We start from the raw sequence: 25,270 nt of genomic DNA, 5'->3' as shown, positions 1-25,270 counted from the left end.
TAAGGCTAGTAAGCAATAATAACAACATGATAAATTTAACCAACTATTAGCAATATTGACCACTAATTATGAAGTCAGATAATCTTATCGGTGAATCAGAAGCGTTTGTCAGTATCTTAGAACAAGTGTCTTATGTGGCGCCGCTAAATAAACCCGTATTAATTGTTGGCGAGCGCGGCACAGGTAAAGAACTGATAGCAGCCCGTATTCACTACCTATCGAAACGCTGGGACAAACCTTACCTTTCCCTAAATTGCGCGGCTTTAAATGAAAACTTATTGGATTCAGAGCTTTTTGGCCATGAGACAGGGGCCTTTACGGGGGCCGCAAAACGCCATCAAGGCCGCTTTGAACGCGCCGACAGTGGCACTTTATTTCTAGATGAGCTAGCCACGGCGCCAATGTTAGTGCAAGAAAAGTTACTACGAGTCATTGAATACGGTGCTTACGAACGTGTGGGTGGCACTCAGCCACTCAATGCGGATGTACGTTTAGTATGTGCCACTAACGAAGATCTTCCTACTTTGGCCCGCCAAGGTAAGTTTCGCTTTGATTTGCTCGATAGGTTAGCCTTTGACGTCATCACACTGCCACCACTACGTCATCGTCAAGAAGATATTATTTTGTTAGCTGAACATTTCGCGGTGAAAATTTGCCAAGAATTGAAACGTGATTTTTTTGCTGGGTTCACACCACAAGCTATTCGTTCAATGCAAGCTTATGCTTGGCCAGGTAATGTGCGCGAGCTTAAAAACGTGGTTGAACGCAGCATTTACCGACAAACAGCCTTAGATAAGCCAGTCAAACAGCTTATTTTTGATCCTTTTGCTTCCCCTTGGCAACCAAAAGCGCACCAAGAACATAACTCAGCTACAGAAAACTTAGTTTTTCCTATTGATTTTAAAGCATTAAGCGAAAAATTTGAGGTAGATCTAATTTCACAGGCAATGAAACACGCACAATACAACCAACGTCAAGCAGCAATTGTGCTTGGTATCAGCTACCATCAGCTAAGAGGCTTACTAAAAAAATACTCGATGACTCAGTAACTAAGCTTGCTAATAGTGAATACGTCAGGGGTGATAAGCCCGCAGAACTATTTTTAGCAAGTTATAAGGGGTTAATATGAAGCTAAGCCTTAATTATATTCAAACTACCTTATATGCTCTACAAAATTTACTATTCGCTTGTATCCGTTTGGTTGCCAACACCAGCCATGGTACATTAGCCATTGTTAAACCTTTTCTTTGACATGAAGTCTATGATTCGATTGATTGCCTTACTGTTAACGCTGCCAATAATAACCAGCTGTAAGCAGGAAACCCAAGTACAAAGCACTGGTTTGGTTTACTGCTCAAATGGTAGCCCTACGAGTTTTAACCCTCAGCTGGCACAAACAGGTGACAGTTTAGATATTTCTAGCCAACTCTATAATACCTTAGTGAGGTTAGACCCGAGCACCCAAACTATTGCCGCAGGATTAGCAAGTGAATGGCATGTTAGCCGCGATGGGCTAAGCTATCAGTTTGAGTTACGCCAAGATATTCAGTTTCATTCCACGCCTTATTTCACGCCAACGCGAACCATGAATGCAGATGATGTTGTCTTTAGTTTTCAGCGCGTGCTATTTCCAACTCACCTTTTTCACAGTGTGTCAGGTGGCTTATATCCTTTTTTTAATAACACGCAATTTTCTCGTTTAATCAAAAGTATTAAAAAGATAGGCCCTTATAAGGTTGAATTTGAGTTATATCGACCCGATACGTCTTTACTCGCTAATTTAGCAACAGAGTTTGCGGTGGTTTTGTCGGCGGAATACGCTCAGCAGTTGCAACATTCCGGCAAATTTAATCAAATTGACCATCTACCAGTCGGCACAGGTCCGTATAAATTTAAACAATTTCTACCGGATAACCTCATTCGGTTTGAGCGTCATTGGGGTTACTGGGAAGGCGGTGCACCCATGCAACAGCTGGTGTTTGATATTACGCCTAGCCCGACCAAACGATTAGCAAAATTAATCACCGGTGAGTGTGATGTCATGGCTTATCCAGCGGCCAGCCAAGCCAATGTGATTAGTAACCATCCCGATTTGTTGATGAATGTTCAGACTGGCTATAAAGTGTCGTTTTGGTCATTTAATAGCGACAGACCCCCTTTTGACAACCCAAAAGTGAGAAAAGCACTGGCTACAGCAATTGACCGAGATACTATTCTTAAGGCTGTCTACTTTAATACTGGCGTTGCAGCACACGGACTACTACCACCCACATCATGGGCGTACAACCCCTATTTAAGTGATTATGCTTACTCGCCTAAGCAAGCAAGGCAATTATTACAAGAAAGTGGGGTTAAATTACCGTTGTCTTTAACAATTTATACGCCATCAGGCTCAGAGCCCTATAACCCTAATTCGTTTAAGACAGCAGAATTTATCCAACGTGATTTACGTAAGATAGGCGTAAATGCAGAAATTGTTGTGCAAGAGCCTCATCTTTTACAACACAGTATTATTATGGGTAAATACGATACCTTAGTGAGTGGCTGGAGTGCCGTGACCAGTGATCCTGATAACTTCTTTCGTCCACAATTTAGCTGCAATGCCATCGAAAACCATACCAACACCAGCCGTTGGTGTTCAACAGAGCTTGACGGATTGATTAACCGCGCTGTCAAACTCAACCGCATGGTGCCTAGAATTCGTATTTATCGAGAGATTCAATCACATTTGCGTGACGAGTTGCCTTTATTGCCCATTGCTCATTCGTTGCAGCTACAAGCATATCGTCGCGATGTGCATAGCTTGAACTCATCTCCTTTTGGAGGAGTTAATTTTGCAGGCGCATACCGGAATTAAGTAATGTTTATTTATATTATTCGCCGTTTAAATGTTTTTGTCATTACCTTGTTTCTACTTAGCGTGGTTGCTTTTTTATTACAGCGACAAGTTATTACCGACTTTGTCAACACGGGTAACATCCTAAGTGACTACCAACGTTATATTTTAGCCATGCTCTCAGGTAATTTTGGCACTTCATTAGCGTCCGGTAATCCCGTGCTGACGGACATTCTGGCCATCTTCCCTGCTACTTTAGAGCTCTGTTTAATGGCGTTTGTTGTGTCTATTTTAATTGGCATCCCTTGTGGCATATTTGCGGGGCTCAGCCGTGGCGGCGCAGTCGACTATGGCATAATGACGATCACCCTGATGGGGGTGTCTGTTCCCGCTTTTTGGTTTGCCATGCTGTTAATGATGTTCTTTTCATTACATTTAGGTTGGTTTCCCGTGTCAGGGCGGATTGGCTTGCTTTACGATATTCCTGTTATCACTGGATTTAACTTAATCGACACGTTACTCTCAACTAAGCCTTATAAATACGAAGCTTTTTTCGATAGTCTGTTACATCTTGCTTTGCCAACCCTAGTCCTAGCAACCATTCCCACCACTGAAGTGATCCGTCAAGTTCGAGCGTCCATCGGCGAAGAGATGGATAAAAACTATATAAAAGCCGCTCAAGCGAAAGGGCTAAACACCTTTCAAATCATAAAACGCCATGGCTTGCGTAACGCCCTGCCACCGGTGATCCCCAGCTTAGGTTTGCAATTTGGTCGCGTATTAACAACGGCGATGATCACTGAAACCGTTTTTTCTTGGCCAGGCATTGGGCCTTGGATGGTCAATAGTATCTATTTAGAAGATCATAGCGCGATCCAAGGAGGAATGCTGTTCATTGCGGCATTTGTTTTGCTGGCCAATATGGCGACGGATTTGCTGCACCTACTGATTGATCCGCTAAAAAGGAATGAGCTTTATGGCAAATCATAATGTGTTTCGCGAGGATCATATTCGCTCTCCCCTCGCCCACAGTTGGTTTTTATATCAGCAAAATACCATAGGTATGGTGGCTCTATGGGCGCTGATCTTCATATTAATTTTAACTGTTATCGGCCCTTGGATTGCTCCTTATCCTATGGATCACAAGGATGTCAGTGCACTACTTAAAGCGCCTTCTTGGGTTGAACATGGTGAGGTACACTTTTTTTTAGGCACCGATGACTTAGGCCGAGATTTACTATCACAGATTATTTACGGTGCCCAGTTAACCTTTGGCGGCGCATTCTTAACCGTGTTTCTCGCTCTCGTGATCGGCTCGGTCATTGGTATTATTGGCGGCATGAGTAGTGGCATGCAAGCCAGTGTCTTGCACCATTTTCTTGATACCTTATTATCTATCCCCTCACTGTTGTTAGCGATCATAATTATTTCGGTATTAGGTCCTGGGTATTTTAATACCTTATTAGCGGTTTTTTTAGCTTTGTTACCCTTGTTTACTCGTGCAGTTTATCGTGCGGTACACGATGAGTTAAATAAGGAATATATCATTGCTTTACGATTAGACGGTGCAACACCATTGCGAATTTTACGTTATGGTATTTTGCCTAACATCGTCGAAACCTTTGTTAGTCAAACCACTCGCGCCCTAACCTCAGCTATTTTAGATATCACCGCGTTAGGCTTTTTAGGCTTAGGTGCACAACGGCCTTTACCAGAATGGGGCACCATGCTTTCAGATACCATGGAGTTAGTCTTCCTTGCGCCATGGACTGTAACCTTACCGGGATTAGCTATTTTAATTACTATACTGATTATCAATATCGTAGGTGAAGGCTTACGCCAAGCAATCCTAAAGGGAATGGACTAATGGCCATTTTAGATATTAGAAATTTAACCATTGAGCTCAATACGTCTCAAGGGCGAGTTAAAGCCGTAGAACGAGTCAACCTCACTTTAACCGAAGGCGAAATTCAAGGGTTAGTAGGCGAGTCTGGCTCAGGAAAAAGCCTAGTGGCGAAAGCCATTTTAGGCATCAAAAAAGATGGTTGGGTGGTCCGCGCCGATCGCATGCGCTTAGGGGATATTGACTTACTGACGCTGACCCCAAGTGAACGCCGACGCTTAATGGCGAACGATATTGCAATGATTTTTCAAGAGCCTAGCAGCCACTTAGATCCAACCCAAGAGATCGCAGAGCAAATTGAAGAAGCCATTCCTTCAAATACCTTTGAAGGGGGATTTTGGCAACGTTTTCAGTGGCGTAAAAAAAGAGCCGTCACCTTACTGCATAAAGTGGGCATCAAAGATCCTATCAGCGTGTTGCGCAGTTACCCTCATGAGTTATCTGAAGGCGTATGTCAAAAAATCATGATTGCGATGGCTATTGCAAAAAAACCGCGTCTATTGATTGCTGATGAGCCCACGACGGCGATGGAGTCAACAACCCAGATACAAATTCTAAAGTTGCTACATAAACTCAATAAAGTTAACAACACCAGTATTTTGTTTATCAGTCACGATATAGAAAGTGTTTCCAATCTATCAGACACCTTAACTGTAATGTACTGTGGCCAAACCGTTGAATCGGGTACTCGTGATCAGGTGATCAATCACCCTAGGCACCCTTACACCAATGCACTACTTAAAGCGGTGCCCGATTTTGAGAGCAACTTAGCCCATAAGAGTCATTTATACGCACTGCCAGGTAGTATCCCCCCCTTGCAGCATTTACCTATCGGCTGCCGACTGGGGCCTCGCTGCCCTAATGCGCAAAAGACCTGTGTGCAAAAACCCCACTCCACACGAGTGAAAGGACATATGTTTAACTGCCACTTTCCACTTTCTATCGAGGATGAAACTAGCTCATGATCCCCGTTCTTAGTGTTAATAAATTGAGTAAAAGCTACGTACAGCACCATGGCCTATTCTCGAAAAAGGCCATCACCGCTTTTGCGCCTGTTAGTTTTGAGCTTGAACAAGGCAAAACTCTCGCAATTGTCGGTGAAAGTGGCTCTGGTAAAAGCAGCCTAGCAAAAGCGCTGACAGGGGTTATAACCCCCAGCTCTGGCAGTATTTGCATTGATGGCGTTAACATGGCAGATAAAGATCATAAACAACGCTGCTGTCAGATCAGAATGATTTTCCAAGATCCAACCACTTCTCTCAATCCGCGCTCACAAATTGGCAGAATATTAAAATCACCATTGTTATTGAATACTGAATTATCTGAACAAGAAATGGATATTCGAGTCAGTGACGCCCTGCGTCAGGTTGGGCTGTTAACCGAGCACGCACAGTTCTATCCAAGAATGCTATCAAGTGGTCAAAAACAGCGGGTTGCACTAGCGAGAGCATTAATTCTTAAACCAAAAATTATCGTTGCTGATGAAGTACTGGCAACGCTAGACGTTTCAGTAAGATCGCAAATCATCAATTTGATTTTAGATGTACAACGTGAACAAAATATTAGTTTTATTATGGTGGCCCATAATTTAGGCATAGTGCGGCACATTAGCGACGAAATAATTGTGATGCACGAAGGTCATATCGTTGAATTTGGTCCAACAGCCGACGTATTAGATAACCCGCAACATACCATTACCCAACGCTTATTAATGAACCAACAAGTGCAATTTAGAAAATAACCGATTTTAAGCTGAAAACTACTCTACCCTAAGGTATCTAATTTGTTTCAACCTAGGTACCTCTCGCTCAATCATACTGGAATTGATGACCTTAAAAGTAAGTGTTTCACCACGTTTTGAGATAGTCACTATTTTACCGTCTTGACTATAAGTCGCAGGATAGAAGCGACTTTCAAAGGTGTAACCTTCAGGGGTAAATTCAAAGTATTCATACTCACCATAAGGCTTGTCTTCACTTTTCCATTTACCATAAATTGGAGTATCCACTTCCTTGGGTTGTCCTGAAAAATCATAATAAGCAACAAATCCGGCAGAGCCCAATAGAATAATCGCTAACGACAAGATGACTATCAATAGGGTTTTAATCACAATATACCTCAAATAAAAAGGGTAGCTAAGCTACCCTTAATTTTAACCACAGAGTCAGTTATTTCAATCTTATCGAATTATTCAACAACTGGATAAACAATATCAGCACGAGCTTGTAACAGCTTGATAAGCGCTTGATAAGAGGTATCTGCTTGGGTGTTCTGAACAAATTGACTTAACTGCTGCGTTTCAGCTGCTGAAGGCAACACATCCGTCGCAACTTCTGTCACACTCAATAGTTCGACTAAGGCAATATTACCGTTCAGTAAGTCTACTTTAGTTCGCTCAACAGAGGAGCCTGTAGGTTTAGCCATAGTAAATACTTCACGCGCAATTTCGGGACTAGCACCAGGGTCCATTCGGCTTACTGTTACAGGCTCACTAAAGCTAAAATCGTAAGTGGATAGCTGCTCACTAATATCTGCACCACTCTCAAGCGCGGTAATCAAACCATCAATATATTCATTAGCCGCCGCCGTTGCTTTTTCGCGTGTGAGGCGTACAACAATATCATCTTTAACTTCTGCCAATGCTTTAGCACTTTGTGGCCGGTAGTCATTAACGCGAATAACCATCACTTTTTCTGGGCTTAATTCAATCACCTCAGAGTTCATTTGGTCTTGACGTAGATCGACATTAAACGCCTGCACTAATACTTGAGCATTGCTGAAATCGCCAGTTGCGTTATTGCGACTAAACAAGCCCGTTTGTTGCACTGTTAGGCCCGATGCATCCGCTGCTTCATTTAAAGTATCTGGTACTTCAAATGCCATTTCACTTAGCTTTTGAAGTTTCTCGTAAAATACTTCCATTGCTTTATCACGCTTTAGCGTGTTGGCAATCTTGTCTTTTACTTCTTCATACGGAGCCGCAGCATCTTCTTGGACTTCGAGTAGTTTAATTATATGGTAACCAAACTCACTCTTAACCACTCCTGACGTGTCGCCCACTTGCTCTAATGCGAAAGCAGCCGCTTCAAATTCAGGATCCATGACACCTTTTTCAAACCAGTCTAATTCACCACCATTTTCACCAGAAAAAGTATCACTTGAAAAAGTCTTAGCGAGCGCTGCGAAGTCTTCACCTTGCTGTACTTTAGCTAATAAATCTTGCGCTTCTTGCTCAGCATTATCTTTATTAATATCTACTAAAATATGCGCAACACGACGCTTCTCAGGAGCCTTGTAGGATGACTGATGATCCTGGTAGTAGGCTTTAACAGCCTCTTCAGAAAGATCAACATCGCCAGCCAAATTGGCCGCATCAAGTAACACATAGTCTAGGTTAACTTGCTCTGGATGCTGGAAGCTACTCTGATTAGCTTGATAATAAGCATCGACTTCTTCATCTGTCACGCTAACTTTATCGTTAAACTGGCTTACATTTACTTCCAATTGGCGAAGTTCACGTTGCTGAGCTTGTAAACGGTATAGCTGTAATGCTTCTCCTGGTAAGCTAATTTCACTACTAAGGTAAGATTGCAGTAGCTGACGACGAGTCATGTCTTGACGTAAAATATCTCTAAACTGATCGGGTTGGTAACCTGATTGACGAAGAACCGCAAGGTAAGTGTCGTTATCGAATTGGCCATCACGCTGAAACTCAGGCATTGAACGAATTGATTCTTTGATTTGCTCGTCGCTGATACGTAAACCCAATTCAGTAACAGCTTGGTCGGTTAACCGCTCGCTTACTAAGCGCTCTAACACATTACTACGTAATTGCTGAGCAAAGCTAGGATCAGCCGCTATGGCAGCAAATGACTCGCCATATTGTTGTTCAACTTTATTACGCTCTTGTTGATAAGCGGATTCTAATTCTTGTCGTGTAATGTCTTCACCGTTCACCACGGCTGCTGGATCAGCGGTAGTTGAACCGAGATAACCACCTACACCAGCCAAAGCAAATGATAAAATGACCACGCCTAAAATGATTTTTGCTGCGGGGCCTTGCGCGCCTTCGCGAAATTTATCCAACATGCTGTACTTCTCTCTTAATTCCCTGGACAGAGCCTAAATAAAAAAAGCGCATCAGTGTGAGATGCGCTCGTATATCTGCTGCTTGAGCACTGATGCCCAAGTGTACCAAGTTTCCGTCTGCAGGTCTGCAAACACCTTGATTAGTTGTTACATGAATCTTTTAATGCTTTACCAGCTTTAAAGCCAGGAACATTAGCAGCAGCAATTTCAATCGCTGCGCCTGTTTGAGGGTTACGACCGGTACGCGCACTGCGCTCTTTTACTGAAAATGTACCGAAACCAACCAGTGCCACTGAGTCACCTTCTTTTAGGCTTTCTGTTACTGCGTCAACAAACGCATCTAATGCACGGCCAGCAGCTGCTTTAGAAAGATCTGCACCATCAGCTACTTTGTCGATTAGTTGAGCTTTATTCACTGTTTTGTCCCCTATAGTTCTTATAGTTAGTTTGGGTAGATGGTTAAACTGAAAAAACTAGCGCATCTTCACCCAAATAATACTGTTATTTGACACTTGGCCCATTATCGAATTCTGTAAAGCAAAATATCAATCCCGTTAAATCTACTGCCAGCCCACGGGACTGGCAAGCAAATTTGCCCTTGAGACCCCTTAAGTTTGCGGATCATCAAGTTTTTATTTAGATTCGGTATTTAAATTTCACTCTGTGAGTACTTGAAACTTCTCCGGAGACTCTTGCAGAGCAACCGCGAGCACTTCGTCGATCCAGCGTACGGGAATAATTTCCAGTTCACGAGTGACGTTTTCAGGTATTTCTTCTAAGTCACGCACATTTTCATGAGGGATTAAAACCGTCTTTATCCCACCGCGCAATGCGGCCAATAATTTTTCTTTTAAACCACCAATAGGCAATACTTCACCGCGTAACGTTATCTCACCTGTCATCGCCACATTGGCACGCACAGGGTTGCCCGTTAAACTAGACACTAAAGCGGTACACATTGCAATACCGGCACTTGGACCATCTTTTGGCGTCGCCCCTTCAGGCACGTGAACATGAATGTCGCGCTTCTCATAAAAATCACTATTAATGCGTAATTTTTCCGCTCGTGAGCGCACTACCGTCATCGCCGCTTGAATCGACTCTTGCATCACGTCGCCCAGAGAACCGGTATAAGTCAATTTGCCTTTACCTGGCACCGCAGACGTCTCTATGGTCAATAAATCACCACCTACTTCAGTCCAAGCTAAACCGGTAACTTGGCCTATCTGGTTATTCTCTTCCGCTTTACCAAAATCACAACGCTGCACACCTAAAAATTCTTTTAGGTTATCCATATTAATGGTGACGGTTTTGATTTCTTTGTTTAATAGAATTTTCTTTACTGCTTTGCGGCATAACTTAGAAATTTCTCGCTCTAAACTACGCACACCAGCTTCACGCGTGTAGTAACGGATAATGCCAACAATCGCAGAATCTTCAACCACTATTTCATGTGGTTTCAGGCCATTGCGTTTGATTTGCTTATCGAGCAAATGTTGCTTGGCAATGTTCAGTTTCTCGTCTTCGGTATAACCCGATAAGCGAATCACTTCCATCCGGTCAAGTAACGGCCCTGGAATATTCATCGAGTTAGACGTTGCCACAAACATCACGTCTGATAAATCGTAATCAACCTCAAGGTAATGATCGTTAAAGCTGTTATTTTGCTCTGGGTCCAATACCTCTAACAATGCTGATGCCGGGTCGCCACGCATATCGGATGCCATTTTGTCGATTTCATCCAGTAGGAATAAAGGATTCTTAACCCCTACTTTAGACATCTTCTGAATCAGTTTACCTGGCATCGAGCCAATGTAAGTACGGCGATGACCGCGAATTTCTGCTTCATCACGTACCCCACCTAACGCCATGCGCACATATTTACGTCCTGTCGCTTTAGCAATAGATTGACCCAACGAGGTTTTACCTACCCCCGGGGGCCCGACTAAACAAAGAATAGGCCCTTTGAGCTTATTAATTCGAGTCTGTACGGCAAGATACTCAAGGATCCGTTCTTTAACCTTCTCAAGGCCAAAGTGGTCAGCATCTAATATCTCTTGCGCCTTAGCTAAATCTTTTTTCACCTTAGAGCGCTTCGTCCAAGGCACACCTATCATCCATTCAATATAGCCACGAACCACGGTCGCTTCAGCAGACATAGGCGACATCATCTTCAGCTTCTGTAGCTCGGCTAAGGTTTTTTCTTTACCTTCAGCTGTCATGCCTGCAGCTTCAATTTTTTTCGCGAGAGCTTCAAACTCATCCGGCGCGTCATCCAGCTCTCCCAACTCTTTTTGGATCGCCTTCATTTGCTCATTGAGGTAATACTCGCGCTGACTCTTTTCCATCTGCTTTTTAACGCGACTACGGATCTTTTTCTCAACTTGTAATAAGTCTATTTCAGATTCCATCATCGCCATCAAGTACTCGAGACGCTCCGGCACTTGAGATATTTCTAATACCGCTTGTTTATCATCAAGCTTTAATGGCATGTGTGCAGCCATGGTATCAGCTAAGCGATCGGCATCATCAATTGCACTTACCGAGGTCATGACCTCAGGTGGGATTTTTTTGTTGAGCTTAACGTAACCTTCAAACTGGCTAATAGCACTGCGGATCAGCACTTCTTCTTCGCGCTCTTCAATCGTGTCTGTGCTTAGCTCTGTTATTTCACCAACAAAAAAGTCTTCTTTATCAAGAAAACATTCAAGCTTCGCGCGGCGACTGCCTTCAACAAGCACTTTTACGGTGCCGTCAGGTAATTTTAATAATTGTAAAATATTGGCAATCGTCCCCACTTCAAACATGTCCGAAGTGTCTGGATCATCTTTTGAGGCATCACGCTGCGCAACCAGCAATACTTGCTTGTCTTTATCCATTGCAGCTTCAAGGCAAGAGATGGACTTTTCACGGCCAACAAACAAGGGAATAACCATATGTGGGTAAACCACTACGTCCCTAAGGGGTAAGACAGGGATCTCTATGCGTGTATTACGCTCTAAACTCATTATGTCCTCTCTTTTTCGAATTCTGGGCCATCTTCTTCTGAGTATATTGGGGCAACCACAAGATATTCAATGGCATATAATGCAAAAATGGAAAAAAACAAAAAAGGGGCCAAAGGCCCCTTAATAATTGGTTATTTAACCATCAGTCTGCTGATGCAGCCTTATTATCATTACTCTGATAAATCAAAATAGGATCAGATTCTCCTTTGATTACCGTTTCATCAATCACCACTTTACTCACATCATCTACCGACGGTAAATCATACATAGTATTTAGAAGTACTTGCTCAACAATGGATCTTAAACCACGCGCACCAGTCTTACGCTCCATCGCTTTAGCAGCAATTGCACGCAGTGCATCATCACGAAACTCAAGCTCAACATCTTCAAGTTCAAATAACGCAGCGTATTGCTTAGTTAATGCGTTTTTAGGCTCTTTTAAAATCTGAATAAGCGCATCGGTGTCCAACTCAGTTAAGGTCGCAACTACAGGTAAACGGCCAATAAATTCAGGGATCAAGCCATATTTAACTAAATCTTCTGGCTCGGTCTTAGTAAATATTTCCGACAAACTTGCCTTGTTATCTTTCGATTTAACCTTCGCACCAAAACCAATACCGGTACCAGTATGAACGCGTTGCTCGATAACTTTATCTAAGCCAGCAAATGCACCACCACAGATGAACAGTATTTTACTGGTATCAACTTGCAAAAACTCTTGCTGTGGATGCTTACGACCACCTTGCGGGGGAACCGATGCAACCGTGCCTTCGATGAGTTTCAGTAACGCTTGCTGTACACCTTCACCCGACACGTCTCGCGTGATGGATGGGTTGTCAGACTTACGGGAAATCTTATCGATTTCATCAATATAAACGATACCGCGTTGCGCCTTCTCAACGTCGTAGTCACACTTTTGCAGCAGTTTCTGAATAATGTTTTCAACATCTTCACCGACATAACCCGCTTCCGTTAACGTGGTTGCGTCAGCCATGGTAAATGGCACATCAAGCAAACGTGCTAACGTTTCAGCTAACAGCGTTTTACCACTACCCGTTGGGCCTATTAGAAGAATGTTACTTTTACCTAATTCAACACCGTCAGCAATTTTATCGGCATTGCGTAGCCGTTTGTAATGGTTATAAACCGCAACCGCTAATACTTTTTTAGCATGCTCTTGGCCAATAACATAATCATCTAAATGAGCGCGGATCTCATGAGGAGTAGGTAAACTATCCCCCTCCTGTTTTGGCGCGATTTCTTTGATTTCTTCACGAATAATATCGTTACAAAGCTCTACACACTCATCACAGATATAAACGGAAGGGCCGGCAATGAGCTTTCTTACTTCGTGCTGGCTTTTGCCACAGAAAGAACAGTACAGCAGCTTACCGCTATCTCCCTCACCTTTACGCTTATCTGTCATTCGTTAACCTCATCTTTGGCGTTTGCCATATTTCTGTTCAAAGCCTGCTTTGAACGCTATTACTGTATTTGTTTCTAAACTTTAGTTTAATGCATTTACGTGTAAATGCTTAGTCTCTGCGCTTGAGAATTGAATCGACTAGGCCGTATTCAACTGCTTGCTCAGCTGTCATAAAGTTATCACGGTCGGTATCACGAGCAATAACGTCATATTCTTGCCCCGTATGCTCAGCTAATAATTCATTCATTTTTCGTTTAATACGAATGATTTCTTGGGCATGAATTTCAATATCAGAAGCCTGACCTTGGAAACCACCAAGTGGTTGATGAATCATTACTTTAGCATTAGGTAACACATGACGTTTACCCGGTGCACCACCTGCTAACAAGAATGCGCCCATACTGGCCGCCATGCCCATACAAACGGTGCTGACGTCAGGCTTGATAAACTGCATCGTATCGTAAATTGACATGCCTGCACTGATTGAGCCACCAGGAGAGTTAATATAAAGAAAAATATCTTTGTCTGGGTTTTCTGACTCTAAAAACAATAGCTGCGCGGCGACTAAATTAGCCATGTGATCTTCAACAGGACCTGTTAAAAAAATAACGCGCTCTTTTAATAAGCGAGAGTAAATATCATAAGAGCGCTCACCTTTGGCAGTTTGCTCTATTACCATCGGGACAAGTGCATTACTTGGCGCATCAAACGTATTATCGTAGTTTCTCGACATAGATGATTATCCTTAAACAAAAATGGCTCGGTGAATATCACTCGAGCCATTATAATCGTTAGATTCGACTAGATGTCAAACCTATTATGCATTAGCTGCCGCTTTATTCATTACTTCGTCGAAAGTTGTTTCTTTTTCCACCACTTTCGCTTTTTCTAGTATGAACTCAACAGCTTGCTCTTCTAATGCAACATTTTGAATGTTTTGTAGCGCTTCTTTGTTGCCTTTGTAGTAAGCCACAACTTCCGCAGGGTCTTCGTAAGCAGAAGCTGCATTTTCGATAATAGCGTCTACACGTGCTTCGTCAACTTTTAGCTCATTGCTACGAATCACTTCACCTAATAATAGGCCAACTTTCACGCGACGTACTGCTTGCTCTTCAAACAATTCAGCTGGAAGCTCAGGCATATTTTTCGGGTCCATTTGACCACCGAAGCGTTGCATAGCTTGCTGACGAAGAACATCAACTTCACTTGCAACAAGTGATTTAGGCACATCGATTTCATTGGCTTTAACAACAGCATCAAGCACTTGCTCTTTAACACTGTTTTTCAGTGTTTGCTCAAGTTCACGTGTCATGTTCTTTTTAACTTCAGCTTTAAGCGCTTCAATATCACCGCTTTCTACGCCGAACTTTTTAACAAATTCTTCGTTGATTTCTGGTAATTCAAGTGCTTCAACTTTAGACAGAGTAATAGCAAACTTAGCCGCTTTACCTTTTAGGTTTTCAGCGTGGTACTCTTCAGGGAAAGTAACGTCGATGTCAAAAGACTCGCCTGCTTTCTTGCCTTTAACGCCATCTTCAAAGCCAGGGATCATACGACCAGCGCCAATCGCTAGTTTAAAGCCTTCAGCTTTACCGCCGTCAAACTCTTCGCCATCGATAGTACCAACGAAATCAATTGTCGCTTGGTTTTCATCAGCAGCAGGAGCGTCAACTTCAACCCAAGTAGCGTGCTGCTTTTGCAGTGTAACTAGCATGTTGTCTAGGTCAGCATCGGTAACAGTTGCTGTTTTCTTCTCAACTTCTAGTGCAGCGAAATCACCTAATGCTACTTCAGGGTACACTTCGAAAGTTGCAACAAAAGTGAAATCTTCACCCGCTTTGCGCTCACTTGGCTCTAAAGCAGGCGCACCAGCTGGGTTAAGCTTTTCAGCCATGATAGCTTCAAAGAAGTTGCGTTGCATCAGTTCGCCAGCAACTTCGTTAGAAACAGCCGCACCAAAACGTTTTTGGATAACTTTCGCTGGCACTTTACCAGGACGGAAACCGTCAATGCGTTGCGTTTTAGCTAGTTGGCTTAAACGGCTGTTCAGTTCTTTATCGAAGTTCTCACCTGGTACAGTGATAGTCAGACGGCGTTCTAGTCCTTGAGTCGTCTCTACAGAAGCTTGCATTATATTACCTCAAATCTGTTCGGCATCGTTTGGCCGAAATATGTCTTTCAAAAGGTAGCAAACTACCTTTTATTGCTAAAAAGTCAAGACAGGCTATGCCTGTCCTTGAAAATGGTATGGTTTATAGGTGCGAACCTAGAATTTGACGCAGCATTATAGCGATGCTTTGCCATTGAGTCGAGAATACAAATGCAGCAATTAGTGAAGATGGTCGCAATAAATGGCTTATTTGGGGTAAAAAGCCATTTAAATGCAATATTAGGAAGACGTTTAATCTTTACCGAGAATTTGCTTTAATCTCGTTTGCGCCACATCGACTAATAGATCCGGCTGAAACTTAGAAATAAACGCATCACAACCCACTTTCTCTACCATGGCATTGTTAAAGCTACCACTGAGAGAGGTATTTAAAGCAATAAATAGGTCGCTCATCCTTGGGTCATTACGCACTTCATAGGTAAGTTTGTAACCGTCCATCACTGGCATTTCTGCATCCGTGATCAACAGTAAAATCTCGTCTGTTACCGTCTTTCCTTCGTCACACCATTGTTTTAGTTTCTTCAACGCTTCCATGCCATTTTCAACCCCGATAACTTCTAATCCAAGCTGCTCAAGGGTATCGGATACTTGCCTTCTGGCGGTTGCAGAGTCATCAGCATGCAATACTTTTCTGCCGACAAATTCATTGACAATGTCTGCGTCTAAAGTGCCATCTGAGATCTTAATATTATAAGTTACGATTTCAGCAAGTACTTTTTCAACATCAATAATTTCAACCAGACGCTGCTGCTCTTCGTGTTCAACCTTAGTGATAGCAGTAAGATAATGCGCCTTACCCACAGTGTTCGGCGGTGGCATAATATTCTGCCAAGTTAAGTTAACAATATTTTCAACTTTACCGACTAAAAAACCCTGCACCGTTCGATTGTATTCCGTAATAATTAAATTACAGGTTTCATCAACCGGCAGAGGTCGCATACCAATAGCCTCTCGAAGGTTAATCACCGGAATGCTTTGGCCGCGCAACGTGGCAACACCGCATACTTTGGGGTGTGAGTTTGGCAAAGCGTTTAAAGAGGGCAACTTCACCACTTCTTTTACTTTAAATACGTTAATCGCAAACAACTGCGAGCTTTGTAAACGAAACATTAGCAGCTCTAAGCGGTTTTCACCCACTAACTGAGTTCGCTGATCAACAGCATCTAGAATGGTCGCCATGCCTACCTCTGATGTTCATTATTAGTTATGATACGCTCGACAAGCTTATCTGCATTTTAGTATAGGCAAATAAGTTTACCTTAATCTCAGGCATTTTTTATCTGTCATTACTTGGTATTAAAAAAACTATGCGCGATTTAACATTTACGGGATTAAAAGCCCACCCGTTAGCAGTATTGATTATGTTCGTTCTATCCACTGCCGTTTTTAGTTATGGCTGTATCGACATTAGTTCGCAATTAAATCAAGTGTCTCAACTCAATGATAGCAATTTTCTAACACTCTTAAAGGATAGAACAAACGGTAAAGGATATTTACTCAGTGGGTTATTTACTTTGCTGCTAACCCTTTATGCTGTTGGTGGTTACCGTAGCCATGCTATTTATCGTTGGCTCAGTTGGTCTGGGATAGGATTAGCGGTCGCGTTTATTGGCTTTATGTTGATTATTTAATGAAACAAAGCCAATACTGAAGCTTCAGTATTGGCCATTGCTTCAATTATTTAACTTGCCAAGTCATCATTTCACCCGCCTTAATCGGCACCACTTTATCGCCGCCAAAAGACAGGCTTTCCGGCACAAGCCAATCAGATTTTTCTAATGTGATGGTATCACTATTACGCGGCAAACCATAAAAATCAGGACCATTGAAGCTAGCAAAGGCTTCTAGGTTCTCTAATGCATTCATCATTTCAAACGCTTCTGCATACAACTCAATAGCAGCATGGGCTGTGTAAGAGCCGGCACAACCACAAGCCGACTCTTTGGCACCTTTTGCATGTGGCGCTGAATCTGTGCCTAAAAAGAACTTCTTATTGCCACTGGTTGCAGCCTCTAACAAGGCTTGCTGATGCGTATTTCGTTTTAATATAGGTAAGCAATAAAAGTGCGGTTTGATACCACCAACAAGCATATGGTTACGGTTATACAGTAAATGATGGGCGGTGATGGTTGCACCAACATTACTCGGCGCTTGCGAAACAAACTCAACGGCATGTTTGGTGGTAATGTGCTCCATCACTATTTTCAGATTAGGAAATCTTGCCACTAATGGCTTCATCACTTGCTCAATAAACACCGCTTCACGGTCAAAAATATCAATGTCATGATGGGTCACCTCACCGTGTACTAACAGTAACATCCCCACTTCTTCCATTGCCGCAATCGCTGGCGCAATGTTGTCTACCGACGTCACACCCGAATCTGAATTAGTCGTCGCACCGGCTGGATAAAGTTTAGCGGCGTACACCACTCCACTGGCTTTAGCTTTACGAATTTCATCGGCGGTGGTGTTATCGGTTAAGTAAAGCACCATCAAAGGTTCAAAATGATCCGTTTTATTGTTCGCCATAATGCGCGCACGGTAATCTAGTGCGCCTTGGGTATCTGTCACCGGAGGCACTAGATTAGGCATAATAATGGCGCGCCCCATATAACGGCTAATATCGCGCGTGGTATCAGCTAACACATCGCCGTCACGTAAATGCACATGCCAATCGTCGGGGCGTGTAATGGTTAATGAGGTAGTCGACATTGATCTTCTCCAGCTGCTGAAATGGGTGCAGTTTAAAATAAAATAGATTTTGAGTCATTGACTTAACGTTTTTATCAAACGTTCGTGTTCAGTCCACTCACACCCTAAGTTTAAGATTAAAAAAAAGGAGCTTGCGCTCCTTAATAAAAATACTGATTAGTGCTGATGGCCGCCTTCACCATGAGCATGCTTATGAGCAATTTCTTCTTCAGTAGCAGGACGAACACCAACCACTTTCATATCAAAGGTAAGTGTTTTACCTGCAAACGGATGGTTAGTGTCAACAGTGATCATAAATTTACCCACTTTCACCACCGTCACTTGGCGAGCGCCGTTGTCGGTATTAATTTGTGCAATCATGCCAGGTAGCCATTTTTTAGCACCTTGTAAATGCTTAGCTGGCACGCGTTGTACAGCACCTTCTTGACGCTCACCGTACGACTCTTCAGGCGTTAATGTAACCTTAACTTGATCGCCCTCAGCCTTGCCTTCAAGAGCGGCTTCAACACCGGCTAACATGTTGTTTTGACCATGGAGGTAAGCAATTGCTTCACCTTTGCTTGTTTCCAGTAGCGTGCCATCTTGGTCGGTTAATTCATAAGAGAACTGCACAACGGTATTCTTTTCGATCATCTTAAATGCTCTTAGCTGACTAAATTTGACGCCGACTTTATCAATCGCGCCGCCTTGACTCAAATATATTTTACGCTCATGGCCAACGCTATATTAATATAAGCCATCACCACTATCACTAAATAGGATTAACATGAGCCAGAAAAAAGTCAGTGAAGAAGAACTCGCCCTGTGGATAGAGCAAGTACATAATAGTAGCTGTTGCAGCGATATAGCCAATCAAGAGTGTAAACAAGAACAACCAAAAACTGAGCAACAAGATAACCATGAATGACTTGTGGCACCAGTGTGAGGCTCTTTATAACGCCAACACTCAACCTACACTATTGCAGCTTCAAAATGAATTTGCACTCAATGTCAATTTGCTGTTATTGGCCTTATTCCTAGATAAAAAAGGGCTACAGCTCAGCGCAGAGCGCTGGCAACGGTTAAGCGAACAAGCAGAGCGTTATGAACGCTGTATTCTTCGCCCTTACCGCTGGGCTCGACAACAGCTAAAAACGCAGCGCTCGCCGCACAGCTATCAACAAATTTTAGCCATTGAACTGATATTAGAGCGCGCATTACAGCAGCAGTTATGGCAAAGGAACCTAGCCAAACACAAATTTTCACCGCCATTAATTCAATGCACCAATATCTCTAGTAACGGCCAGCGCTACCTTGCAACACCAACCATACCCCCGAAAAAAGCCGCTAACCTATTCAATAAATTAGCTAAACTCACAGCAACAACGACTTAAACCACGCCATCATTGCGATAAAAGGAACGGATATGCGCATACTCTATTTTTTTACCTTGCTATTATTTTCAACATTCAGCCTAGCGGCGCCAACATGGAACGAAATACAGCAACAAGCCCAAGGACAAACCATTTATTTTTATGCTTGGGGTGGCTCACAAACCATCAATGACTATATTCAGTGGGCCGGCGAACAGGCTAAGCAGCAATACGATATTAAGGTTATCCATGTAAAAGTATCTGATACTGGCACCGTGGTGAACCAAGTGTTAGCGGAAAAAACAGCGGCCAACCATAACAAAGGGAAAGTAGACTTAATTTGGATTAACGGTGAAAACTTCGCCGCCATGAAAGAGCAACAACTGCTATTTGGCCCTTTCACTGCCAACTTACCCAACATGAAATACACAGATGCCACTGAAAAGCCTTCTATCGCGGCAGACTTTACCGTGCCCGTTGATGGTTTAGAAGCGCCTTGGGGCATGGCACAATTGGTATTCATGGCTGACACCGCACGAATTAAAAACGTCCCTCGTTCCATGAATAAGCTGCATCAATTTTTGCAGCAACACCCCGGTCAGTTTAGCTACCCCAAACTGCCTGACTTTCATGGCATGACATTCGTTAAGCAAGCTTTAATCGAAACCACCAATAGCAACCCTGCTCTTTATGATGACGTCAATAAAGCTGATTTTTCTAAAGTGACTGCGCCACTGTGGCAATTCCTTGATCAATTGCATCCTCTAATGTGGCGCAAAGGTAATGCATTTGTTGCTAGTCAGGCCCAACTCAAAGCCAAGCTAAACGACGGCGAAATCAGTATTGCACTTAGTTTTAACCCCAATGATGCCGCGAATAGCATCAACAATAACGAACTACCTGAGAGCGTAAAATCTTACGTCCATCAAGGCGGTAGTTTAGGTAATACTCACTTTGTGGCCATTCCGTACAATTCGTCAAACACCGCTGCGGCTCAGGTTTTTGCTAACTGGTTAATGTCACCTCAAGCCCAAGCACGTAAAGCAGATCCAGCAGTATGGGGTGACCCAACGGTGCTAAGCATGCACACCCTCACACCGCAACAGCAAGCCATGTTTAATCAAATCAAACGCCACCCTGCCAGCTTAAGTGAAGCGGATCTGGGCCCGATTTTACTTGAACCTCACCCAAGCTGGGTTGCAGCTATTGAGCAAGCTTGGCTACGCCGTTACGGACAGTAATCGCTAGGGTCTGTTGATCTTTCGTGATTGTTTTTGCAGCGAATTGTTGGGTATTTATACAAAACATTCGTTGTGGCCAGCACCTTTGTGGCATAGTGAACTACGCGAAAAGGCGCTAACGCAGTAGAAATGACCAACAAACGCTGTCCTACGGATTCGGCTAAAAGCGTTTTGCCCATCGTTGAGCAGTATTTACTTAGAATTCTAAGCTACACACTGCTCGCCTTGCTCAAAACGCTTTTAGACAAGGTGTCCCCTCTCGAACAAAAATCAACCAGCAAAGATCAACAGACCCTAGACAAAAAAAGACCCGCTCAAAGCGGGTCAACACGGTTAAAAATTGATTCGTTAGCCGTTTATATTTCTTCCTCACGCCCGATGGATATCACCACTCGGCGGTTTTTAGGGCGCTGCACGTCTGAGCGGTTATCGGCAATGTGGCGTTTCTCTCCATGGCCCTCAACGGTGAACTTACTCGGATCCACGCCCAGCTCAGTTAAATAGCTTTTCACACTTTCGGCGCGCTTTTCTGATAATTGCTGATTACTCCAACGACCACCATAACTATCAGAATAACCATCAATAAGAATGATATTTACCGCTTCATCGTAGCGCAAATATTCACCAATCATTTTCAGCCGCTGTTTAGAATGACGTGTTAGATCACTGCCATTTTTCACATAATTCAAAATACTAAATGAAATATCTTCAAAGCTGTAAGGTAATAGTCCTGACACGCAATCATTAAAGTCTAAATACTTCTGTCTGAAGTTCACCGCAGATAGTGCAACCTGAGTGACTTCATCTTGATTGTACCAATCACTAAAAATAAAAGTGGGAAACTGTCCTTCTTCTAGCTCGCTCAACATTGCCCAAGCATTTTTGCCACTTAAGTAACCATCAAAGCCTTCGTGAAACTTAACCAGCGTAATATCATTAGCCGCAACACCCGGTCGCCAAGAGGGAGGAACCGAGCGCAAAGTCACTTGTCGGGTAGCCGGCGTTTCACGCTTACCATCAAGATCAAAATCAATATTCACAGATTTACTGGCGCGAACAGTGAATCGCGCATTACCAAAACGAGGAATATTATGATCTAAGGTACACTCAATGGGATTCGCTTTCGTTACCTGCCAGACTGAATTAGTTAGATCTGCGCTGTAAATTTTATTTGATGCTATTGCTGATGGTGATAACATCAACATAATCAACCACTTCCAATTCGCCATACCTAAATTCCATTGTCGCTATGATACTAATATCACCAAAGCTGAACCTGATGAAAATTTGAGAATAGATTTCCCATACTAGCTTTGTATCGGCGCTGAATAAATAACCTTTAATATATTTTCCAGTCTTATCACAAAAACTCTGGCATAATTGGCCGTTTTTAAACTAGCTAGCTTTAACTATGACTGATGAAATCAAAAACGGCGACTCCCCGTTAGCAAAAAGATTCCGTGGCTACTTTCCTGTCGTTATCGATGTGGAAACCGCTGGTTTTAATCCGCGTACTGATGCTTTATTAGAAATTGCCGCCGTACTAACCACCATGGACGAAGACGGCTGGTTGATCCCAAGTAAAACCCTGCATTTTCACGTAGAGCCTTTTGAAGGGGCTAATTTAGAGCAGGCAGCATTAGACTTTAACGGCATTGACCCGCACAACCCTCTGCGCGGCGCGGTCACCGAATACGATGCCCTGCATGAAATATTCAAAGTGATTAGAAAAGAACAAAAAGCCCACGGCTGCAATCGTTCCATCATGGTGGCGCACAATGCAGCATTTGATATGGGCTTTGTTAACGCGGCGATTGAACGCGCCAATTTAAAACGCACGCCATTCCACCCTTTTGCTAGCTTTGATACCGCCACCCTAGCGGGATTAACCTTAGGCCAAACCGTACTTGCCAAGGCCTGTAAAACCGCCAACATCCCCTTTGACAACAAAGAAGCGCACAGTGCCCTGTATGACACTGAGCGCACTGCAGAACTATTTTGTTACATGGTTAACCGCTGGAAAGCACTCGGAGGCTGGCCGTTAATGGAACAAGAGTAATTGAAAAGCGGGCCTACTCAGCTAGGCCCAAATTGATAAATCGAACAGAGCCACTCAAATACCGCAAGCTCATTACCCTAATCAACAATGCCACGACTATGTACTGCATCAGTAATCTGGAATCAACAAGGATAGGCAAGTTACCTGCTTTCACGTAATGACTGTCATTCCTTTGCGAATATCTTGCTTGTGGTAGCTTTAATCCTAGCTCTAAAACCCTTGCTTTAATAATCCATAACATCTCGAAGGTCGATAACTATTCATACTTGAAGCGATAACGCCTGTTACCGCTCTAACTACTCATACAAAACCTTTTTTTACTCGATAATCAAAGATTTCAGATAGAACTGTCATTATTTTTATCGCAACGCTATCTAGATAGGATCACTCACCAGTCTGCCATAGAGTGCAGAGTCAGAGACTACGCCATTAATTTGCCAACGCTGCCTTAACAACCCCTCTTGTTGTAATCCAAGTTTTACTAATGCTTTTGCTGAGGCGTGATTGTCGGGGTCTATTTCTGCTTCAATGCGACGAAGTCCCAATGACCTAAAGCCATATTGAATTAATGCTTCGCCCGCTTCATTTATATAGCCTTTTCCCCAGTAAGGGCGGCCCAAACCAAAACCAATTTCAGCACGCTTAGATTCTTTAGCGTAACTAAACAACATACACTTACCGACCAGCTTTCCCGTAGACTTAAGGTAAATCCCCAGCACAAGAGATTCTTGACGTAACATCAACTCTTTACTTTCATTAACAAAATCATAAGCCTCCTTCATAGCCACCCAGGGCGGCGTATTCCAGTACCTCATTACCTCTGGATCTGAGAATATCTCAAGTAAGCATGCAGAATCTTCTATAGCTAAAGGCTTCAATCGTAATCGAGTGGTTTCAATTACCGGGAAAAACAACTCTCCTAACATTCATACTCCCTATTTTAAGATAAGCAACATTCATAACGGTGAAAGTGTGACCAGAAAATCAAATTCAACCAACAACAGTGCGAGTAACTAGCGATGTAAACTAATACTCGACTGAACTTACCTTCAGCATCCTAGCGCAACGCTGAAAATTAGGTCGACTCAAAGCTCAACTGCAATTTTTTATTAACGTAATAAAAATTATAATTTAACAAGGGGCTAACCAAAACACCAATCAGAATAGCGATTTAACTCAATTAAGTATCATTTATATCAACGACAAAATTACTGCCGTTTCTTTAAGTTAGGGAAGTAGGCTATTGAACACTGACAAATCCAGTAGATAGCGCCATGTGCCCTAACCTACTGCAAAAAAGAACATCCTTAATATTGAACAGCAAACACAGTAACAGCTCCAAGCACGGCGTTTTATTCCCGCTCTCGCCTAATAAAACGGACTAAATTACACTCTTCAAGCTCCCGCTCGACCCTGCCCGCCAGCTCCTCATCCTCAACAACCAGCTCGGAGCGGCGAGGTAAATCTTTAGGAAGTTTAATATTTTTCACTAGGCCTATATTATGTAACGCATTGAGTACCCACCAACCAGGATCGGACTCGCCTTTGTATAGCCCCAGCATGGCTGAGCCTGGATATGCATGATGATTATTGTGCCAGGCCTCGCCCATTGACAAAAAACCTGCAATACGAATGTTGTGGCCCTGAACCGCAGCACCTTCAACAGTCCAAGTTCTTTGACCATGATTATGGGCAAAGTATCCAATTAACCAATGACCACCAACCGAGATAACAATTCTGACAGAAACGCCCCAGACCAACCACGGTATGCCACCCAGTAGATAAAGTGGGATTGCGATAACGAGTTGTTGAAGCAACCAATATTTTTCAATAAACAGGTAGAACTTATTTTTTGATACTTCATCTTCGATCGTAAATTCGGGAGGATGCTGCAACACAAGATCACAATTAAGTTGCCACCAGCCGTCTTTCAGTATTTTAGATCCGTGTAATAGAAAATCGTGACACCTTTTCTGCCTTTGCGCCCAATCTCTTAGATCGTGCTGCATCAGCATGCCAATTGGCCCCGCCATACCAACTAAAACACCTAGGTAAACAAATAAGTATTCCATCCACTGCGGGCACTCATAAGATCGGTGAATAAGTAGCCTATGCATGCCCAAAGAATGGCCAAAACAAAGAGTAATAATGGTGAGTAGTACAAAAATAATAAAAGATGAAAATGAAAACGCTAAAGGAGCAATAAATAATGCCGCAAATAGGTTTACCAGAAACCAGATAGATTTTACAGGGCTCCATAAAACGTGCCCATCAAAGGCGCTTTCAGGTGTGTTTGAGTGGACTCTTTCGGTATTTTTCATCTCTTCCTTGGGGCCGTTAACACAACCTTATTGACAAAGATAAAACGGCTGTGTAGTGGTCAACTAAAACTGGCCGCCTCGTTATAAGTTTTGAAGTATTCTGCTTCAGCCTTTTGTGGCGATAGCCCCTTGTTAAACTGGTGAGGCCTGTAG

Annotated in this window: 24 protein-coding genes; 11 read left to right on the top strand and 13 right to left on the bottom strand. The window is 43.0% G+C overall.

Annotated elements, in window-relative coordinates; genetic code table 11:
• Nucleotides 1-68: 68 nt before the first annotated feature.
• The 6 genes from pspF to Q4519_RS11310 all read left to right on the top strand — a co-directional run bounded on the left by pspF (nucleotide 69) and on the right by Q4519_RS11310 (nucleotide 6,480).
• Nucleotides 69-1,049, top strand: a complete 981-nt coding sequence (pspF, locus tag Q4519_RS11335; RefSeq protein WP_232801928.1) for a phage shock protein operon transcriptional activator — start codon at nucleotides 69-71, stop codon at nucleotides 1,047-1,049.
• Between the two features lie 212 nt (nucleotides 1,050-1,261).
• A complete protein-coding gene (locus Q4519_RS11330) occupies nucleotides 1,262-2,857 on the top strand; it encodes an ABC transporter substrate-binding protein (RefSeq protein ID WP_303512291.1) in 1,596 nt (531 codons plus the stop codon).
• A gap of 3 nt (nucleotides 2,858-2,860) precedes the next feature.
• Nucleotides 2,861-3,826, top strand: a complete 966-nt coding sequence (locus tag Q4519_RS11325) for an ABC transporter permease subunit (protein ID WP_232801926.1) — start codon at nucleotides 2,861-2,863, stop codon at nucleotides 3,824-3,826.
• The gene (locus Q4519_RS11320) at nucleotides 3,813-4,703 is read left to right on the top strand and encodes an ABC transporter permease subunit (protein ID WP_232801925.1); all 891 of its coding nucleotides are present in this window, start codon (nucleotides 3,813-3,815) and stop codon (nucleotides 4,701-4,703) included. Before Q4519_RS11325 ends, Q4519_RS11320 begins: the two co-directional genes overlap by 14 nt.
• Nucleotides 4,703-5,704, top strand: a complete 1,002-nt coding sequence (locus Q4519_RS11315; RefSeq protein ID WP_232801924.1) for an oligopeptide/dipeptide ABC transporter ATP-binding protein — start codon at nucleotides 4,703-4,705, stop codon at nucleotides 5,702-5,704. The genes Q4519_RS11320 and Q4519_RS11315 overlap by 1 nt, the downstream gene beginning before the upstream one ends.
• A complete protein-coding gene (locus Q4519_RS11310) occupies nucleotides 5,701-6,480 on the top strand; it encodes an ATP-binding cassette domain-containing protein (RefSeq protein ID WP_232801923.1) in 780 nt (259 codons plus the stop codon). Before Q4519_RS11315 ends, Q4519_RS11310 begins: the two co-directional genes overlap by 4 nt.
• A gap of 18 nt (nucleotides 6,481-6,498) precedes the next feature.
• Here the strand turns inward: Q4519_RS11310 and Q4519_RS11305 are convergent, their stop codons facing one another.
• The 8 genes from Q4519_RS11305 to Q4519_RS11270 all read right to left on the bottom strand — a co-directional run bounded on the left by Q4519_RS11305 (nucleotide 6,499) and on the right by Q4519_RS11270 (nucleotide 16,611).
• Nucleotides 6,499-6,849 carry a DUF2850 domain-containing protein gene (locus Q4519_RS11305; protein ID WP_232801922.1) on the bottom strand — a complete coding sequence of 117 codons (351 nt, stop codon included), beginning with the start codon at nucleotides 6,847-6,849 and terminating at the stop codon, nucleotides 6,499-6,501.
• 77 nt (nucleotides 6,850-6,926) lie between these two features.
• Nucleotides 6,927-8,828: a peptidylprolyl isomerase gene (gene ppiD, locus Q4519_RS11300; RefSeq protein WP_232801921.1), complete on the bottom strand. Its 1,902-nt coding sequence runs from the start codon at nucleotides 8,826-8,828 to the stop codon at nucleotides 6,927-6,929.
• Between the two features lie 140 nt (nucleotides 8,829-8,968).
• A complete protein-coding gene (locus Q4519_RS11295; protein WP_303512386.1) occupies nucleotides 8,969-9,268 on the bottom strand; it encodes an HU family DNA-binding protein in 300 nt (99 codons plus the stop codon).
• Between the two features lie 216 nt (nucleotides 9,269-9,484).
• Nucleotides 9,485-11,836, bottom strand: coding sequence for an endopeptidase La (lon, locus tag Q4519_RS11290; protein WP_232801919.1), 2,352 nt, complete (start codon nucleotides 11,834-11,836; stop codon nucleotides 9,485-9,487).
• A gap of 142 nt (nucleotides 11,837-11,978) precedes the next feature.
• A complete protein-coding gene (gene clpX, locus Q4519_RS11285; RefSeq protein ID WP_232801918.1) occupies nucleotides 11,979-13,262 on the bottom strand; it encodes an ATP-dependent protease ATP-binding subunit ClpX in 1,284 nt (427 codons plus the stop codon).
• A 109-nt stretch (nucleotides 13,263-13,371) separates the two neighbouring features.
• The gene (gene clpP / locus Q4519_RS11280) at nucleotides 13,372-13,995 is read right to left on the bottom strand and encodes an ATP-dependent Clp endopeptidase proteolytic subunit ClpP (protein ID WP_282561134.1); all 624 of its coding nucleotides are present in this window, start codon (nucleotides 13,993-13,995) and stop codon (nucleotides 13,372-13,374) included.
• An 84-nt stretch (nucleotides 13,996-14,079) separates the two neighbouring features.
• On the bottom strand, nucleotides 14,080-15,393 hold the full coding sequence (gene tig, locus Q4519_RS11275; protein ID WP_232801917.1) for a trigger factor: 1,314 nt from the start codon (nucleotides 15,391-15,393) through the stop codon (nucleotides 14,080-14,082).
• Nucleotides 15,394-15,663: 270 nt separating this feature from the next.
• Nucleotides 15,664-16,611 (bottom strand): chemotaxis protein CheV, encoded by a 948-nt coding sequence (locus tag Q4519_RS11270; protein ID WP_232801916.1) that lies wholly within the window; start codon nucleotides 16,609-16,611, stop codon nucleotides 15,664-15,666.
• Between the two features lie 128 nt (nucleotides 16,612-16,739).
• Between Q4519_RS11270 and Q4519_RS11265 the strand changes: the two genes are divergently transcribed.
• Nucleotides 16,740-17,063: a hypothetical protein gene (locus Q4519_RS11265; protein ID WP_232801915.1), complete on the top strand. Its 324-nt coding sequence runs from the start codon at nucleotides 16,740-16,742 to the stop codon at nucleotides 17,061-17,063.
• A 46-nt stretch (nucleotides 17,064-17,109) separates the two neighbouring features.
• Here the strand turns inward: Q4519_RS11265 and pyrC are convergent, their stop codons facing one another.
• Complete coding sequence (gene pyrC / locus Q4519_RS11260; RefSeq protein ID WP_303512281.1) at nucleotides 17,110-18,144, bottom strand: dihydroorotase; 1,035 nt, start codon at nucleotides 18,142-18,144, stop codon at nucleotides 17,110-17,112.
• 156 nt (nucleotides 18,145-18,300) lie between these two features.
• On the bottom strand, nucleotides 18,301-18,777 hold the full coding sequence (locus Q4519_RS11255; protein WP_232801913.1) for a peptidylprolyl isomerase: 477 nt from the start codon (nucleotides 18,775-18,777) through the stop codon (nucleotides 18,301-18,303).
• A gap of 133 nt (nucleotides 18,778-18,910) precedes the next feature.
• On the opposite strand from Q4519_RS11255, the gene Q4519_RS11250 reads away from it, so the two are divergent.
• The 3 genes from Q4519_RS11250 to Q4519_RS11240 are packed head-to-tail and all read left to right on the top strand — an operon-like array spanning nucleotide 18,911 to nucleotide 20,737.
• Nucleotides 18,911-19,051 carry a hypothetical protein gene (locus Q4519_RS11250; protein ID WP_232801912.1) on the top strand — a complete coding sequence of 47 codons (141 nt, stop codon included), beginning with the start codon at nucleotides 18,911-18,913 and terminating at the stop codon, nucleotides 19,049-19,051.
• Nucleotides 19,044-19,517: a TIGR02444 family protein gene (locus Q4519_RS11245; protein ID WP_303512278.1), complete on the top strand. Its 474-nt coding sequence runs from the start codon at nucleotides 19,044-19,046 to the stop codon at nucleotides 19,515-19,517. Before Q4519_RS11250 ends, Q4519_RS11245 begins: the two co-directional genes overlap by 8 nt.
• A 32-nt stretch (nucleotides 19,518-19,549) precedes the next feature.
• A complete protein-coding gene (locus Q4519_RS11240; RefSeq protein WP_303512275.1) occupies nucleotides 19,550-20,737 on the top strand; it encodes an ABC transporter substrate-binding protein in 1,188 nt (395 codons plus the stop codon).
• Between the two features lie 356 nt (nucleotides 20,738-21,093).
• Here the strand turns inward: Q4519_RS11240 and Q4519_RS11230 are convergent, their stop codons facing one another.
• Complete coding sequence (locus Q4519_RS11230; RefSeq protein ID WP_232801908.1) at nucleotides 21,094-21,966, bottom strand: OmpA family protein; 873 nt, start codon at nucleotides 21,964-21,966, stop codon at nucleotides 21,094-21,096.
• Between the two features lie 182 nt (nucleotides 21,967-22,148).
• On the opposite strand from Q4519_RS11230, the gene rnt reads away from it, so the two are divergent.
• Nucleotides 22,149-22,796, top strand: coding sequence for a ribonuclease T (gene rnt, locus Q4519_RS11225; RefSeq protein ID WP_233052881.1), 648 nt, complete (start codon nucleotides 22,149-22,151; stop codon nucleotides 22,794-22,796).
• 374 nt (nucleotides 22,797-23,170) lie between these two features.
• Here rnt and Q4519_RS11220 read toward each other — a convergent pair whose 3' ends face one another.
• Nucleotides 23,171-23,722, bottom strand: a complete 552-nt coding sequence (locus Q4519_RS11220; protein WP_303512260.1) for a GNAT family N-acetyltransferase — start codon at nucleotides 23,720-23,722, stop codon at nucleotides 23,171-23,173.
• Between the two features lie 426 nt (nucleotides 23,723-24,148).
• A complete protein-coding gene (locus Q4519_RS11215; RefSeq protein WP_303512257.1) occupies nucleotides 24,149-25,117 on the bottom strand; it encodes an acyl-CoA desaturase in 969 nt (322 codons plus the stop codon).
• Between the last annotated feature and the right edge of the window lie 153 nt (nucleotides 25,118-25,270).

It is taken from the genome of Motilimonas sp. 1_MG-2023, from assembly GCF_030547455.1.
In the GTDB taxonomy this organism is placed as follows: Bacteria; Pseudomonadota; Gammaproteobacteria; order Enterobacterales; family CBDFNC01; genus Motilimonas.
Note: the sequence above shows the minus strand (reverse complement) of the source record. Positions and strands in the feature narration are given on the sequence as shown.

Bases quoted from the DNA above. Each gene is read 5' to 3' on its own strand.
- Q4519_RS11325 (WP_232801926.1), top strand. From the start codon at position 2,861: ATGTTTATTTATATTATTCGCCGTTTAAATGTTTTTGTCATTACCTTG.
- Q4519_RS11250 (WP_232801912.1), top strand. From the start codon at position 18,911: ATGAGCCAGAAAAAAGTCAGTGAAGAAGAACTCGCCCTGTGGATAGAG.
- Q4519_RS11215 (WP_303512257.1), bottom strand. From the start codon at position 25,117: ATGAAAAATACCGAAAGAGTCCACTCAAACACACCTGAAAGCGCCTTT.
- Q4519_RS11330 (WP_303512291.1), top strand. From the start codon at position 1,262: ATGATTCGATTGATTGCCTTACTGTTAACGCTGCCAATAATAACCAGC.
- Q4519_RS11240 (WP_303512275.1), top strand. From the start codon at position 19,550: ATGCGCATACTCTATTTTTTTACCTTGCTATTATTTTCAACATTCAGC.
- lon (WP_232801919.1), bottom strand. From the start codon at position 11,836: ATGAGTTTAGAGCGTAATACACGCATAGAGATCCCTGTCTTACCCCTT.
- ppiD (WP_232801921.1), bottom strand. From the start codon at position 8,828: ATGTTGGATAAATTTCGCGAAGGCGCGCAAGGCCCCGCAGCAAAAATC.
- Q4519_RS11255 (WP_232801913.1), bottom strand. From the start codon at position 18,777: ATGATCGAAAAGAATACCGTTGTGCAGTTCTCTTATGAATTAACCGAC.
- Q4519_RS11230 (WP_232801908.1), bottom strand. From the start codon at position 21,966: ATGGCGAATTGGAAGTGGTTGATTATGTTGATGTTATCACCATCAGCA.
- tig (WP_232801917.1), bottom strand. From the start codon at position 15,393: ATGCAAGCTTCTGTAGAGACGACTCAAGGACTAGAACGCCGTCTGACT.
- Q4519_RS11265 (WP_232801915.1), top strand. From the start codon at position 16,740: ATGCGCGATTTAACATTTACGGGATTAAAAGCCCACCCGTTAGCAGTA.
- pspF (WP_232801928.1), top strand. From the start codon at position 69: ATGAAGTCAGATAATCTTATCGGTGAATCAGAAGCGTTTGTCAGTATC.
- Q4519_RS11270 (WP_232801916.1), bottom strand. From the start codon at position 16,611: ATGGCGACCATTCTAGATGCTGTTGATCAGCGAACTCAGTTAGTGGGT.
- clpX (WP_232801918.1), bottom strand. From the start codon at position 13,262: ATGACAGATAAGCGTAAAGGTGAGGGAGATAGCGGTAAGCTGCTGTAC.
- clpP (WP_282561134.1), bottom strand. From the start codon at position 13,995: ATGTCGAGAAACTACGATAATACGTTTGATGCGCCAAGTAATGCACTT.
- pyrC (WP_303512281.1), bottom strand. From the start codon at position 18,144: ATGTCGACTACCTCATTAACCATTACACGCCCCGACGATTGGCATGTG.
- Q4519_RS11315 (WP_232801924.1), top strand. From the start codon at position 4,703: ATGGCCATTTTAGATATTAGAAATTTAACCATTGAGCTCAATACGTCT.
- Q4519_RS11320 (WP_232801925.1), top strand. From the start codon at position 3,813: ATGGCAAATCATAATGTGTTTCGCGAGGATCATATTCGCTCTCCCCTC.
- Q4519_RS11310 (WP_232801923.1), top strand. From the start codon at position 5,701: ATGATCCCCGTTCTTAGTGTTAATAAATTGAGTAAAAGCTACGTACAG.
- rnt (WP_233052881.1), top strand. From the start codon at position 22,149: ATGACTGATGAAATCAAAAACGGCGACTCCCCGTTAGCAAAAAGATTC.
- Q4519_RS11220 (WP_303512260.1), bottom strand. From the start codon at position 23,722: ATGTTAGGAGAGTTGTTTTTCCCGGTAATTGAAACCACTCGATTACGA.
- Q4519_RS11245 (WP_303512278.1), top strand. From the start codon at position 19,044: ATGAATGACTTGTGGCACCAGTGTGAGGCTCTTTATAACGCCAACACT.